This is a genomic window from Bythopirellula superficialaquae, assembly GCF_059632245.1.
Map to the genome: position 1 here is coordinate 1,505,539 of NZ_CP197426.1, position 14,938 is coordinate 1,520,476.

The following is a 14,938-nucleotide window of genomic DNA, read 5'->3' on the forward strand; positions in this document are numbered from 1 at the left end:
AGCTCGCCAGCGCAATTTTGTCTTGAGAGAGTGGCTGTCTTGGGAGAGGAGACAATCGTGGCGAGTACGCGGATGGAAACCATGAACCGGGAAAATTCAGCAGCATCAACCGGCGTTACTAGCCGTGTCCCCGGTTTACTCAAAGAGATTCCTACTGATCGTAGCATCAGGGATCTCATCCGCCGCGAATGTTGGTCCGCCGCCCAAGAGATTGACCGCCAGGAAGGACTTTCCAAGGAACTCTTGGAAACTCACTCGCGACAGATTCTCGGCAAGCTCGCGCTACCTGAAGGTTATGTCGGCTGGACGATGGTGGTGTTGTCGAGCGAATTCTGGCGCGATCAGGTTGCCGCCGTGCCGCACGAGCGTCGTCTCTTGTTGTTGCCGCCGGATTCGGAAACATCATTTGCTGAGCTGCGCGCACAAGCGAGTCAACTTGGCCTGACCATCGCGACCACCGAGTCGTCGACCGCGATCATGGAAATCTTGTTCAGCGGCACGATCGACGCGATCGTTGGCGTGGCCAGTTTAGACATTCTGGAAAAGGCGATCGACAAGATTTTGCTCGTGGGTATGCCCGCGCTCGCCGTACCTTTGCTCTCCACAAGCGATGAGCCACCGATGTTCGACGCCGACTGGATTCAGGACATGCTTCATGTCGGCCCTGCTCAACAGCCGAACACGTCGAATCGCTATCGGACATTACTTCAAACCGCGCGGAGCTTGTTTGAGCCCGTGGAACTTGCCCGCCTCTTGCCACGGCAACGCAGTGGTCCCAGCCTCGCCGAAGTGAACGGCGCGGGGGCTTCGGGCCTCGATCCACTCGCCGCGACGGAAACCATCGCGCACGATTTTCTCGCCTTGGGGGGAAAGTATGCCCGGCCGTTTATTACGCTGGCCGCCTACGATGCGTTGACCGAGTCCGACTCACTACCCGATGCAGTGCGCAGGGTCGCGCTTTCGATTGAAAGCTTTCACAAAGCTTCGCTCGTGCATGACGACATCGAAGACTCTGATGATTTTCGTTATGGACGGCCGTCGTTGCATCGTGCCCACGGTTTGCCAACGGCAATCAACATCGGCGACTATATGATTGGCTTGGGCTACAGTTTGGTTTCTCGAGAATCGGCAGCCTTGGGCTCAGAAGTGGTGGGCGATATTCTTGAAATTTTGTCCGATGCCCATTTGCGTTTGAGCGAAGGCCAAGGGGCCGAACTGCTCTGGCGGGACGCGCGTAACAAGCAGCTGACACCGCAAGAAGCTTTAGAGATTTATTCGCTCAAAACGTCGCCGGCATTTGAAGCCGCGCTGTTGAGTGGACTGCGCTGTGCTGGTTCGTTGGAGAATTTGCAGAAGCCCCTCCAGCAATTCTGCGAGCACCTGGGAATCGCCTTCCAGATACTTAATGATTTGAAAGATTGGCAAGGTGATCAGGACAACAAGCTCGGAGTGGGGTTCGATACTTTGGGGGGACGGCCGACCGTGCTCTGGGCCTTGGCCTTGGAAGGATTATCTCCTGAATTTCACGAGGAATTACTAAGCCTCGCGGAATCTCAAGCCGATGCCGAGAAAAAAATCCTCCGCGTGCGCGAACTCTATCAGTCGGCAGGCGTATTTGACAAAGCCGCCGACTTGGTGCGCGCTCACCAAGCGCAAGCAGAAGCCATCGCCGGGCAGATTGCTCCCGAAAGTTTGCAACGATTGTTGCACTACTTGTTGGAAATCGTGCTCGACCGAGCTTCCGCACTTCCGAGTGCGACGGCACAGTGACAACGTCGCATCGACGACAATTTCGCATCGACGTGGCGTTGATTTAGCTAACGGATTTATAGCCTTTCAATTCACGGTGCCCAGCGAGCGATATTCCTGTGAGCGACATGATTAAGGAACTGTGTAATATTTTCTATCCTACGTCGGCCGAGGTGGGCTTGTTCGAGGAAGTCGCCGTCGGTGATCTCCCCGATCAATACAAAGCCCTGCTGGCTCACGACGATCACATGACCGTCACGGTTGAAGCTTGGCATAATAGCTTGGTCGAAGTTCACGTGTTGCAAGAGAGTCGCCAAGGAGATCACTACGCCCGCCGGATCGTGCTTGCTCTGCAGCGTGACGGTATGCCCGTGCAATTTGGAATCATGCGAATCAATCTGGCCGACTTGCCGGAGATCGTCAAACTCGAAATTGAATCCCAAGCCTTGCCGCTGGGGCGGATCATGATTCGCCACCATTTGCTTCGCGAAGTCGAGTTGTTGGGGTTGTGGCGGGTGGCAGCGGGGCCTGAGTTGCGAAAACAATTGAAACTCGAACGGGGAGCGGTTTGCTTTGGCCGGACGGCACGGATTCTCGTCGACAAGGTCCCCGCGGTAGAATTGTTGGAAATCGTGACGCTTTAATTCCGACACCACTTGCCGACCCGCCCGTGAAAATTGCTTATCTAGCCGCCGGTGCCGCGGGCATGTATTGCGGCAGTTGTCTGCACGACAACACGCTTGCCGCGGAACTTTTGCGTCAGGGCGAAGATGTCATCCTGGTACCGATCTATACGCCGCTGCGAACCGACGAACAAAACGTCAGCCAGCCGCGGGTCTTTTTCGGTGGGATCAATGTTTATTTGCAGCAGAAGTGGGCCCTCTTCCGCCGCACGCCCCGCTGGTTCGACAAATGGCTCGATCATCCGGCGTTGTTGAATGCGGTGACCGGCCGGGCCAGCAGCGTCGACCCCGCCGAGTTGGGGGATCTCACCGTTTCCATGCTGCAAGGGGAACAGGGCAACCAACGCAAGGAATTAGAAAAGCTGGTCGATTGGCTACTCGACGAAGTGAAGCCAGACGTGGTGCATCTTTCCAACTCGATGATGCTGGGGCTGGCAAGGCTGATCGCCGAGCGCTGCGGGCCGCCCGTCGTCTGCTCACTGTCTGGCGAAGATATCTTTCTAGAAAAGTTGAAATCCCCCCACTACGAGCAAGCTCGCAGCTTGTTGCGTGAACGTGCATGTGATGTGCATGCTTTTGTGGCTCTTAACAATTATTTCGCCGATTTCATGAGCGAATATCTCGACGTAGCGCGCGATAAAGTTTTCGTGATCCCGCACGGCCTCAATCTCGAGGGCCACGGCGAACCGCAAACAAATGCTCATTCTGACGACACCCCTCGGCGGATTGGGTATCTAGCACGCATTTGTGAAGAAAAGGGATTGCATTTGTTGGTCGAAGCGGGGGAGTTGCTTGCCGGCCGATCTGATGTTCCTGAGTTCGAGATACACGTCGCCGGTTATTTAGGAGCCAGCGATCAACCGTACTTGCGGGAAATCGAGCGCCGCGTGTCCCACGGCAAGTTAGCAGGCAAATTTCACTATCACGGCGAACCCGACCGCCAGCAAAAGATCGAGTTTCTGCAATCGCTGAATTTATTTAGTACCCCCACGATTTATCGGGAAAGTAAGGGTTTGCCGGCCATGGAGGCCTTGGCCAATGGGATCCCCGTGGTATTGCCCGCACACGGTTCGTTTCCCGAAATCGTCGCGGGCACACAAGGGGGTGTTCTCTTTGAACCACACAATGCGGCTGACCTGGCCGCCAAGCTTGCCGACCTTCTCCAGAACGCAAGCTCCGCGCGTTTGCTCGGCCAGCAGGGTAAACTTGCGGTACACCTGCGCTATCACGCCTCGGCGATGGCTACCCAAACTTTGCATCTTTACCGCACCCTTCTGGGGACTTCCCGTGATGCTGGTAGCTGAAAGGCCGTCCCCAGTGTACAACACGCATAAGGGTTTTTTCTGGGTGAAAGCCACTTGTCGCAGGGAGTGCGCTCTTGTCGTTCGATTCTTCTCAACAGATTTCGCAGAATCATTCCCCCGCGACAGCGGGAGCTGATGCCGCGCGCACGTTGGCGTTGGAACTGCTGGCCGAGACCTGTCTCCACTTTCAAACCGACGCCGCGGGAACGATAACGTTCATGAGCCCGTCGTCGCAGAAGCTGCTCGGCTATGCCCCCGAGGAGATGATCGGCCGCAGTATCAAGGAGTATTGCGACGACGAAAACCCCGCCCGGGCGTCATTAACTGAGTTCATCAGCCAAACGCCTGATGCGGCCAATGTCACGCGGCGACTTTCCATCGCTCGGCGCGCGGATGGCGAGAGCGCGTATTTGGAGATCAACGAAAAGACACTCACCAATGGGTCGGGCGAGGTTGTGGGTCGCGCAGGGGTGGCCTACGATTTGACGCACTACATTAAGAGCGATCTGGCCATTCGTGAAAGCGAGCGAAAGTATCGCCGTTTGGTCGAAGAGTTGGGCGAAGATTACATCATCTTTACAAATCTTCCCACCGGTCAGTTGACCTACGTGAGCCCGTCGATTTATCGCGTTCTCGGGTATAAAGCGGAAGAGATTACGGGCAAAAATTGGCGAGAAGTGATCGGAGAGAATTTCGTGGGGCGGGATCGCGCCGAAGAAGTACGCGGCGAACTCGATCGGGGCATCCGCTTTCACAAATTCACGGTCGAACTTCCCGACGCCCTCGGCAATATTCACATCGTGGAAATTCAACAGCGCCCCATCTTTTCGTCTGACGGACGCTACGTCTCGATGGAAGGTATTGCCAAGGACATCACCGAGTTCACAAAAAATTCCCGTGAGCTGCAGCGACTGAAGGATGAACTCGAAGAGCGCGTCGTGCAGCGCACCGCCGAGCTGGTGGCCAGCAACGAACGACTCATAGAAAGCGAATCCCGCTATCGGAACGTCGTCGAAGATCAAACCGAGTTTATTTGCCGTTGGCTCCCCGGGGGGAAGTTTACGTTCGTCAACGAAGCCTACTGCCGCTACATGAAAAAGCCGTATGGCGAATTAATTGGCCAATCGTTTCTTCCTTTGATTTACGAAGAAGACCGCGCGCGCGTTCAGGCCGAGATCGAAAGTCTGTCTCCCGCGAATCCTGCGATCACGATCGATCATCGGGTCGTTCGGGCAGACGGTTCGATTGGCTGGAACCAATGGACTAACCGCGCGATCTTTGACGAACATGGCCGATCCAAAGGTTATCAATCGGTCGGCCGCGACGTGACCGAGCTCAAGGCCGTGGAAGAGTTGGTGCTTGAGCGTGAAGAACATCTTAAGCGTATGTCACGCGTCGCCATTATGGGGGAATTGATCGCCGGCATCGCCCACGAGATTCACCAACCTTTACATGCGGCACAGCTTTTCTCGGAAGCTGCCCGGCGAAATTTGGAGATGGGCACCGAACGCGGCGTTGCCACGGCGATCGACTGTACCCGTGAAATTTCCAACGCCGTCACCCGGACCGCGACGATCATTCGTCACTTGCGTTCGTTCACAACTAACAAGCCGACCAAAATCGACCCGCTCAACATCAACGAGGTGGTCCGCGAAGTGGCCGACGTGATGAGCTACGAAACCCGGCGCGCGGGGGTGAAGCTGACGTTTGAACTGGCGGAGAATCTGCCAACTTGGAACGGCGACCGGGTGCAAATCCAACAGATTCTCGTCCATCTGCTGGGGAATGCCTATGAAGCGATGCCCCAGGGAGAACGCTCCGATTGGCGGGTGGTGATCGTTACCCGGCGAGAAAGTGATTGCATCCTGGTTGAGGTCGTCGACAACGGAATTGGCACGGAAAAAGAGGACGTCGAGCGTTTATTCGATGCTTTTTACACAACCAAGCAAGAGGGGCTTGGTATGGGGCTGTCAATTTGCAAAACTATAGCGGAGTCGTTGAATGCAGAAGTCGAGGCTCGCAAGAACCCCGAGGGCGGAATGACCTTCACCTTGCGACTGCCTTTGGTCGTAAGGTAACTTAAAAAAATATGAGCACCCCCTCCGTCGGTGAAGAGGCCGTCGTCTATATCGTTGACGATGACGAGCAAATCCGCAAAGCCGTGATGGCCTTAGTTGAGGCCATGGGAGTCGGCTGCGAAAGCTTTCCTTCCGCGGAAGATTTCTTGACGGCCTACGACGGCCGTCGCCCCGCGTGTCTGGTCACCGACGTACGCATGTTGGGGATGAGTGGGCTCGAACTTCAAGAGCGCTTGGTCGAGCTAGGTCACTCGATGTCGGTGATCGTGTTGACGGCGTTCGCAACCACGCCGACGACCGTGCGCGCGATGCGCAACGGCGCGCTCACGCTCATGGAGAAACCTTGCAACGACGACGAGCTTTGGGACGCTGTGCGTCGCGGCTTGGCCACCGATCGCGAGAATTACGACCTCGAACAACAGCGCAGCACACTCAGGCAGCGCTTAGAAGAGCTGACCCCCAAGGAACGCGAAGTCCTCGATTTGATGATTGCCGGTGACGCCAACAAGGTGATTGCCCGCAAGCTCGATTGCAGCATTCGCACGGTGGAGAATCATCGTCAGAAAGTCTTCCAAAAAATGTCAGCCGATTCCTTGGCTGAGCTAGTACGCATGGCTGTCGCGATGGGCATTGTTCCCAATCTCGCGTAGCTTCTTAAAGCTGTCGCCCCAGGGCGCCACAGCATTAATTTATTTTTCTTCTGTTTTGCGAGCAATTATCTCACTTCCGCGGTGCACTCGTATCGCTTGAGAGAATTCGGCTGTGGAAGTCCGCAGGGCCTTATCGGCTAGTGCGGATACCTGAAAATTGCGTGATTGCCGAATAATTGAGGAATAAGGCGTGGTGCCGAGCGCTGACCCTATGAGTTACGCATGTGAACAGCGGCACTTCTATCTGGAATACGGGAATGGGCAATTACGCGCTATCGAGAAGAGGCCTGATACTGCCATGAGTGAGATGAATTCTAACAGCAGCTCGATCGTTTATGTCGTCGACGACGATCCCCAAGCTTGCCAAACCATTTCTGAATTGATTTATTCGTTTGGATTTCAGGTCAAGTCGTTCCAATCCCCCGAAGAGTTTTTGACCAGCGTCGACGAATCGCAATCCGGATGTGTAATTCTCGATTTGCGGATGCCCGGCATCGACGGTATGGAAGTCCACCGTCGACTATTGGATCGCGGGATTGGGCTGTCGGTGATCCTGCTGACCGCCTACGCCGAAACCCGCATCACTGTCAACACGCTCCGCAGCGGTGCAATCGCCGTGCTCGAAAAACCGTTCAAAGATGAAGAGTTGTGGAGTTTCGTTCAAGAAGGCGTCCAACGGAGCGAGGTCGAGCATTTCCGCCGCCGTCATCTCAATTCGCTCGAAAAGCGTCTCAAAAAACTTGCCCAGCAAGATCGCGAAGTGCTCAAGTTGATGATGGAAGGTGTAAAAAATCGCTCCATCGCCAAGCGGCTTGAGGTAAGCCTTCGCACGGTCGAAAACCGTCGCCGCCGGGTGTTTGAAGTCATGCAAGCAGAGTCCGTGGCCCAGCTTGCCCGAATGATCACCGAATACGAGCATGGCCTGATCCCCAAGCCGGAAGCCCAAGATCAATGGCTCCGCCTGCCGTTTGAACGCGTCGTCTGCTAGTACGGCCCGATGTTTCCTGCATTTTCGCCGACTTCAGACCCTTCGCAGCCCGCTTGCGAGGGTGCACGAAATTGCTAGAATACAAGGCTACGCTACGGGCTTGGGCCCGCGTCTATCCCTTCACTGTCTTGATCGCCGAGCGGCGGTCCAAAAGAATCTATGTATAACAACAAGCGCAAGAGCAACAGCAGTAGCAGCAATAAGAAGATTGCCAAAAAGGATCCTATTTGCATCGACGGCGTTCGCCCACGTCCGATGTTCGTCGATTACAAGGATTTGGATTTGCTCAGCAAGTTGACCAATCGTCATGGCCGGATTGTCAGCCGTCGTAAGACCGGTTGCCAAGCCACGAGCCAGCACGCCGTCTCGAAAGCGGTCAAGCGGGCCCGCTTCATGGCCCTCATGCCTTACGAAGGCAGCTGATCGACGACGGAACCTCATTTGGTTTCCGCGCATGACAAGCCGCGCTCGGTCCCCGCTGAAGGATGTCAACTCGTAAGGATCATCCCATCATGGCCGAGCCTTTCCGTACAACTCGACTCGTTGAGTTTCACGATACGGACATGGCCGGGATCATGCACTTCGCCTCATTCTTCCATTACATGGAATCGGCGGAGCATGAGCTGCTGCGATCTCTCGGCTTGAGCGTTCACACCACGGTCGATGGCGAGATGCTCAGCTTCCCACGGGTAGCAACTTCTTGCCAATTCCGATCGCCGGCGCGTTGCGAAGATATCCTTGAGATCGCCATCGTGGTTTCGCGGTTAGGATCCAAGAGCATCACCTACGATTTCGATTTCCAGATCGCAGAACGGCAAGTGGCAACAGGGCAGATCACGTGTGTTTGCTGCCGCGTCATCCCCGGGCAGCCCCTGGAATCCGTGTCGATTCCCGCCGACGTGGCCGCGAAGCTCAAGCCATTTGTCGCCTGATCGAGCGAGCTTGGCCCCATCGCTTTCGGCTGTCACAATGGTCGCATGACATCACTCGTTGCCGAACATCTGGCCAAATCGTATCCCACGACCGCGGATCAAGCCCTGCAAGTGCTGAGCGATGCCTCGCTGCGGTTATCGTCTGGCGAAAACGTCGCGATCCTCGGTCCGAGCGGATCTGGCAAGAGCACGCTACTAGCAATCCTCGGCACACTGGATCAGCCAACGTCAGGCAAGTTCACGATAGGTGACGTTGATCCATTTCAACTTGCCGAGCCGGAACTCGCTAGGTTTCGCAGTCGGCAAATCGGCTTTGTGTTTCAAGATCACCACCTGTTGCCGCAATGCACGGTTCTGGAAAACGTGTTGGTGCCGTTCCTGGCCGACGGCTCGGCTGGCAAAGCAGAGATCGATGCGGCGACGGCTTTGATTGGCCGCGTCGGATTGGCGGAACGAGTGCTGCATCGCCCTGCGCAACTTTCCGGCGGAGAACGTCAACGCGTGGCCATCGCGCGGGCCTTAGTGCGCAAACCAGCGTTGGTCCTGGCGGATGAACCGACCGGCAATCTGGATGGGCATACGGCCGAGGAAATCACGCGGTTGCTGTTGGAATTGCAAGCCGAACAGAATTCGATGCTCGTGGTCGTGACCCACAGCGAAACACTGGCCGCCCAAATGCAACGGCGGATGAAGATCGCCGACGGCGTGTTACTTTAGGCCGAGTTCGTAAGCCGTCAGGGTGCCACTTCCTTCGTTGGAGAGAATCAACAGCGGCTTGCCATCAGGCGCATTTTCACTGGAGATGTAAAGCAATCCTTCGGGGGCGAGGTCACGCTTGCCGCCGCTTTCGTGCGGGGCAATATATTGAACGAATGCCGGTGCCGCCGGATCAGAAATCTCGTAGACCAGCGCGCCGCCGGTTCGCTCGAGCCCCACGACGGTAAAGCGCCGCCGCCCGATTTCAAACACCACCAGATTCTCGGGTTCAGGCCCACGGATCGGGCTGCGGACATCAATGGGACTATCAAGTTGGCTGTCGACGTTGAACAAATCCGGCGCGACTTGGGCAATCGTTTGTTCGATATCACTGCCACTGTCGAACACGAGTTCGAGTCCCTCATCGGTTCGTCGCCAAATAGAAAATGACCGTCCGCCAAAGCCAACGAGTCGATCCAAATCGCCGTCGCCATCCGTGTCGCCCGCCCAGCGTGAAACCTCCCAGCGGCCCAGTTGATCGTTGCCGGTGAGCCGTCGTGCGGGATTGGCCGGGTCGAGTTTAATGCCTGCTTTCTCGAGTTCGCTGACCGGAGCCGCTTCGTGAAAGTCGTAATAGTCGCGCGGATCGCCTTCGTTCGCCGTCACGAGATAGCGATCTTCTCCTTGCTCAAATGTCGCAATCCCGTCGGGTTGGTACATGGTCCAAATCGGCCAATGCCGAATACGCACCCCGCCATCTTGATCGCTCACGTCGAGTCCGGTGGAACTGGTATATGAAACCAACTTGGCCTCCCCTACCCCGCCCAAAGAACGAAAACTCTTGAGCCCCAGCGGATGGATCGCCGTGATGTCCCTATCGCGGATATCTAGCTCCGCGATTGCATTATTTTCTTGCAACGTGATCCAGGCGGTTTTTGCATCGCTACTGATCGCGATGTATTCCGGCTCAACGTCTTGCGCCAGGCTGGCGTTGTTAGGGCCAAACAGATGGACTCCCGCGGCGCGCAGCTCTTCTTTCTCGGAATTGAATTTGTCGAACTTCGCCTCGCGGACTTCAGCGGTTTTCCAATTATCCTTTTTGGTAATCACTGAGATCGACGCTTCTGGATCGAACGAATAGTCTTCGGTCGGTTCCCCTTCGTTGGCGGCGAGCAATGTTTCGCCATCCGGTGTAAAGACGATCATATCGGGCAAGTAACCCGCTTGGTGGGTGGCAAGTTCTTTCAGGTCCTTAGCGTTGTAAAACGTCACCTGTCCTCGCTCGCGTTTGTCGTCCGCGGCCCAAGCAACGGCAATCACATCTCCCGTGCAGGCCACACTTGTGGCATGAAAGCCGGTGGGAATCGCAATCTCGCCCTGGCGCGTCCCGCTGGCCGCCGACACCACATCGACGCCGCCACCGACGGTGACGAACAACTTTCCGGTTGCTGCCGAATACGCGGCAATTTCGCACGCACCGCTGGGGGCAGAATAACGCCAAGCGAATTCAAAATTCTCATCGGCCTGGGTCGTTGCCGTGAAGACAAAGAAAACGGTCCCAAGAAAAATACGCGGCAAGTTGTCAAGCATGTTGTTTCAAAGATTTCGAGGACGCAAACCAAGGTTGCGGCAAGCAAAGGGGAGGGATTGGGTAAGAATTCACATACGTTCACCCACAATTGTTAGGAATCTGTTAGCAACTCGTGAAGCCAATATTAACGTTTGGTGAACTCTTCAAACGGCGGTTGTCTCTTAACATGCCGCCGGTAAGATCATGGCCAAATGCATTGGGCAGCATGCATTTTTCTCACGACTCACACCACTGACCAACCAACAAGGGACGAGAATCCATGCACTGTTGTGACCTATTTCGGCGGCTTTCACAACTCTTCGCTATCACCACAATATTGCTGTTATCTGCGGCAAGCGTTTCCGCGCAAATGTGGATCAACGAGATCTATCTCGATCCACCGAGCTCGCTTGATAGCACTCACGAATACATCGAGCTGCGGGGCACGTCGGGAGCTTCGCTCGCTGATCACTACTTGGTGATTCTTGAAAACGAAGTCAGCGCCACAGCTAATCCTGGGCAAATCGAAGCTTTTTTCGACTTGGGCAGCCTGAGTGATCCGTTTTTCGGATCGAACGGTTTCTTGACGTTACGCCAAGCGGGCAGTCCGTTCAACAATCTCAATCCGCTCTCCAATAACCAAATCAACACGGCCACGGGAGCCACTTGGGGTTCCGGCGCGCAAAGCTCGGTTGGTTTCAGCGACGAAAACAACGACGGCATCATTGAAAACAGCGGCGGCACGTTTCTGTTGATCAAGAATAATGGCGGCACGGCCTCCAAGCCTGCGATCACCACTCCCAATTTAATCGATCTTGATGCCAACGACGACAAGATTCTCGACGACAACATTTATACGCAAAACTGGACGATCCTCGATTCGATCGGCTTCAACGGGGAATCGAGCGATATCAACGGTTATTTATATGCCCCCTTGAATTTCAGCCCTGGGACGCCGACTGGTGGCGGAAATGTCGCTCCTGGTGCCACATTTGTCGACGTCGGTTTTGAAATTGAATACCTCGCACGTTGGGGCAACAGCACGGGCAATGAAGCCGGTGACTGGCACGTTTCGAATCTCACCAACGAACCCGGCACGTCGGGCGCAGGCTATGACGGCCCCGATGATTTCCGTCAATCCGCGACTCCCCACGGTATTAACACTGTGAATCAGTTTGTCGAATCGAACCAAGGTGTCCCTTATGCCACGATTATGACAGACACACTAGGTTCGGAGAATTTATTCATCGCTGATGGCGATTTCAATGCAGTCTACAACGGCGAGGAATACGTCTTCGATGGTAAAGTCAATGGTCGAGATTTCCTGCACTGGCAACGCAACGTAGGCTTTGGCCTGAATACCTTTGGTTTTCCACGGTTTGCCAATCGCCGTCACGGCGACGCCAACGGCGATCGCGTGGTCAACAGTGCTGACCTGGCGATCTGGCAAGCCGCTTATGGGGCGGGGGCTTTGTCAGGCTTTGCGGCCGTGCCAGAACCATCGACGCTGGCGTTGCTACTCGTGGGTGGATTGTTCTGTGTTCGCCGAGCCCGCGGTTAATCCGGCCCGATATAGCAATGGTTTAAATCATTTCCGTCTTACTGCTAGGAAGCAAAATCGATGCGTCAATTGAGCGCGAAGACACGCCACCCCGCGGCGTTCACGTTGGTCGAATTGTTGGTGGTGATTGCGATTATTGGGGTGCTCGTGGCTTTGTTGCTCCCGGCCATCCAAGCGGCGCGCGAAGCGGCCCGCCGTTCGCAGTGCATGAACAATCTCAAGCAAATCGGCTTGGGTATGCTCAACTACGAAAGCTCCAAAAAGACTTTCCCTCCGGGACAGTTCAAGCCTGCAGGGCTCTCGGTGAAACGGGCTCTCGCTTGGCCTGTGTGGCACCTTCCCTACATCGAGCAGCAGAATGTTTTCGACCGCATTGATATGAAGTTCAGCGTGACCGAGTCACCCAACAATCAGCCGGACTTTTCGGGGCCGACTAACGCCGTGATCGATACGTATTTGTGCCCGAGCGTGAGCCGTCGTCAACTTTATCGTGGCCAGGATGGTCGACTCACGGGATTGCCTGATCCAGGGTCGGCCGGAGATCACAATGGCAACGGACTTGGTTGCATCGACTACATGGGCATTCCCGGCCCCGATGAAGGAATCATCAATAAGACTTCGGGCATTGCGTATGACAAAGAAGAGGGCAACTTCCTGGCTTACAAGCCCGGCCGTGGAATTCTCATGCGGCTCGATGCCAATCCCACGCCTTGTCCCGGTGCTACGCCAACGTGTTCGGCACCCGTGGTGAAGATGAAGCACATCATCGACGGCACGACCTACACGATGATGGTGGCTGAATCGAGTGGTCGTGGTGCGGAAGAGCAAATCAACTGCAACGGCGAAAATACGCCGATGACCGACGAATTTTCTGGCGCTTGGGCAAGCGAAAAGAATGTGAGCCGCGTGAAGCTCGACCCCGATCCTGTGGTTGGTAAGCCATATTGTGAGCAATATATTTCCGCGATTAATCCTCCCGAGAAATTTCAATTCGCGTACGAAGAGTTTTTCTCCGATCATCCTGGCGGCTTGCAGACGCTGCGTTGCGACGGCTCGGTGCAGTATTTACGCGACGACACCGAACGGGACGTCTACATCGCCCTTTGCACCCGCGACGGCGGTGAGCTGGTCGTTGAATAAAAGGCTGCGTGAGAATCAACATAACGCCCAGGGATTGCAATCCCTGGGCGTTTCTTAGTTTGCTTCTATCGCTTTGTTCTTCCGGTTGTTAATCCTAGCAAACCGACCAGAATCACGAGCGTCCCAGGCTCAGGCACGAGCGTCACGCTCATGCCCTCAAACCGTGCCCCATTGGCGATATCGCCCGTGGGAATTCCTTGGCTATTCATGGGAACATAGCCAGGCAGCAGCGCGGCGTAATCGACCTGCCCGTAGGTGAGCGTAAACACTTGTCCTGGACGGAAAGGGATCCCCAAGCCCGAAATATCGTCCGTGGCGTCGTCCGCCATCACAAAATTAGGTACGCCCACATCCTCGGTATCGAAGCCCTGAAAGTTCAGGCGGAACTCGGCCTCGAAATCGAAAATCGTTCGCACCGCGCCGTTAGGGAGCGTCAGCATGAAATGCTCAAGCGTTTCGTCTTTCATGCCGTCGAAATAGAGTTTGTCCAAATATCCCGTGCGGTTGAACGAAAAGCTGAGCGATTCCCCCTGCCCCGCGGCCGTGCCACCCATCAGGTTGAGCCGATTGGGGAACGGATCGGTCACTCCGGGATTGGGGCGAGAATCAACACCAAGCCGCCCCGCGTCGGTGGCAAAGATTGCCAATCCTGGGCCCGCGCTGAATGAAACCGTGACTTCGGGATCCGCCACATTTCCACCGGCGAGGCCATTGAGCCCGCTGGAATAGGCGTTGCTGAACACAAACGTGCTGGCTTGTGCCGGTAAGCCACTTAGCACGCACAACATAAGACCGGCCAATATTCTCGACATAGTTCAATATCTCCTGGCAAGAAAAAACCTCGGCCATCAATCCCATGATGGCCGAGGCTCGAAATTAAACAGAGAGTCAGTTGACTAGCGGCGCACTAAGCCTAGGCCAGCCAACGAGCAAAGCATCAACGCCACGGTGGTGGGCTCGGGAACGGCGGTCGGATAGGAACCGGGGTTTCCGAACAAGCCATTGGCATTTTCGAAGCTGCCAAAGTCATCGCCGAGGGTCGACAATTGCCAGCCCAAAACATTATTTGCACCCAAGAGGGCATCGCTGCTGGGATTGCCGCTGGCGGCATCAGTGCGGATCGAACCAGCAATGTTCACATCGCCGTAGGTCAAGCGATCGACCAAGGCGTTGAAGTTATCGTAGATATTGATTTCGTCATTGCGCCCCAAGTTGGCGGCATTGCCACCGATCACTTTCACCGAGGCGGGCAATCCCCAGTCAGCACGAAATGTGCTGGCCAAGGCTTCGGCCAGAATCACGGATTCGCCTACCGCGACGCTGCCAAAGTCCGAGAGGCTGGTCGTACCGGGGGTACGGCTGTCGTCGTCAAAGCTCCAACCAGTGAAATCCACGGCGGAAGGACCAAAATTGGTCAATTCGATGAATTCCGAGCCATTGTACATCCACTCGGAAATACGGACTTGGCCCATGGCCTGACCGGCCAAACAGAGCAGCATGGCTGCTGCACAAAATAGCTTCTTCATTAGCTTTCGCTCCTATTGGTGTGAATCGAGAAACAAATTTCTACGCGACTGAGGGGAATGC

General features: G+C 55.4%; 14 protein-coding genes. 11 read left to right on the forward strand and 3 right to left on the reverse strand.

From position 1 onward, the window contains the following. Positions 1-81: 81 nt before the first annotated feature. The 9 genes from SH678x_RS06195 (at position 82) to SH678x_RS06235 (ending at position 9,101) form a co-directional block, all read left to right on the forward strand. The gene (locus SH678x_RS06195) at positions 82-1,770 is read left to right on the forward strand and encodes a polyprenyl synthetase family protein (protein ID WP_496922019.1); all 1,689 of its coding nucleotides are present in this window, start codon (positions 82-84) and stop codon (positions 1,768-1,770) included. 107 nt (positions 1,771-1,877) lie between these two features. Then, positions 1,878-2,393 (forward strand): hypothetical protein, encoded by a 516-nt coding sequence (locus SH678x_RS06200; protein WP_496923060.1) that lies wholly within the window; start codon positions 1,878-1,880, stop codon positions 2,391-2,393. 26 nt (positions 2,394-2,419) lie between these two features. Continuing rightward, the gene (locus SH678x_RS06205; RefSeq protein ID WP_496922020.1) at positions 2,420-3,736 is read left to right on the forward strand and encodes a glycosyltransferase family 4 protein; all 1,317 of its coding nucleotides are present in this window, start codon (positions 2,420-2,422) and stop codon (positions 3,734-3,736) included. Between the two features lie 74 nt (positions 3,737-3,810). Beyond that, entirely contained in the window at positions 3,811-5,814 is a 2,004-nt protein-coding gene (locus SH678x_RS06210; protein WP_496922021.1) for a PAS domain S-box protein, read from the forward strand. 11 nt (positions 5,815-5,825) lie between these two features. Next, positions 5,826-6,464, forward strand: a complete 639-nt coding sequence (locus SH678x_RS06215; protein WP_496922022.1) for a response regulator transcription factor — start codon at positions 5,826-5,828, stop codon at positions 6,462-6,464. Positions 6,465-6,675: 211 nt separating this feature from the next. After that, on the forward strand, positions 6,676-7,452 hold the full coding sequence (locus SH678x_RS06220; RefSeq protein ID WP_496922023.1) for a response regulator transcription factor: 777 nt from the start codon (positions 6,676-6,678) through the stop codon (positions 7,450-7,452). A 159-nt stretch (positions 7,453-7,611) separates the two neighbouring features. Further along, positions 7,612-7,875 (forward strand): 30S ribosomal protein S18, encoded by a 264-nt coding sequence (gene rpsR, locus SH678x_RS06225; RefSeq protein WP_496922024.1) that lies wholly within the window; start codon positions 7,612-7,614, stop codon positions 7,873-7,875. 89 nt (positions 7,876-7,964) lie between these two features. Next, positions 7,965-8,384, forward strand: a complete 420-nt coding sequence (locus tag SH678x_RS06230) for an acyl-CoA thioesterase (protein WP_496922025.1) — start codon at positions 7,965-7,967, stop codon at positions 8,382-8,384. 45 nt (positions 8,385-8,429) lie between these two features. Beyond that, positions 8,430-9,101, forward strand: a complete 672-nt coding sequence (locus SH678x_RS06235; RefSeq protein WP_496922026.1) for an ABC transporter ATP-binding protein — start codon at positions 8,430-8,432, stop codon at positions 9,099-9,101. Here SH678x_RS06235 and SH678x_RS06240 read toward each other — a convergent pair. Next, a complete protein-coding gene (locus SH678x_RS06240) occupies positions 9,093-10,670 on the reverse strand; it encodes a choice-of-anchor I family protein (RefSeq protein WP_496922027.1) in 1,578 nt (525 codons plus the stop codon). The genes SH678x_RS06235 and SH678x_RS06240 overlap by 9 nt on opposite strands. Before the next feature lie 350 nt (positions 10,671-11,020). Between SH678x_RS06240 and SH678x_RS06245 the strand changes: the two genes are divergently transcribed. After that, positions 11,021-12,211, forward strand: a complete 1,191-nt coding sequence (locus tag SH678x_RS06245; RefSeq protein WP_496922028.1) for a PEP-CTERM sorting domain-containing protein — start codon at positions 11,021-11,023, stop codon at positions 12,209-12,211. A 60-nt stretch (positions 12,212-12,271) separates the two neighbouring features. Further along, a complete protein-coding gene (locus SH678x_RS06250; RefSeq protein WP_496922029.1) occupies positions 12,272-13,351 on the forward strand; it encodes a DUF1559 family PulG-like putative transporter in 1,080 nt (359 codons plus the stop codon). Between the two features lie 65 nt (positions 13,352-13,416). On the opposite strand, the gene SH678x_RS06255 is transcribed toward SH678x_RS06250, so the two are convergent. After that, complete coding sequence (locus SH678x_RS06255; RefSeq protein WP_496922030.1) at positions 13,417-14,163, reverse strand: hypothetical protein; 747 nt, start codon at positions 14,161-14,163, stop codon at positions 13,417-13,419. Positions 14,164-14,247: 84 nt separating this feature from the next. After that, on the reverse strand, positions 14,248-14,877 hold the full coding sequence (locus SH678x_RS06260) for a lamin tail domain-containing protein (protein ID WP_496922031.1): 630 nt from the start codon (positions 14,875-14,877) through the stop codon (positions 14,248-14,250). Positions 14,878-14,938 lie beyond the last annotated feature (61 nt).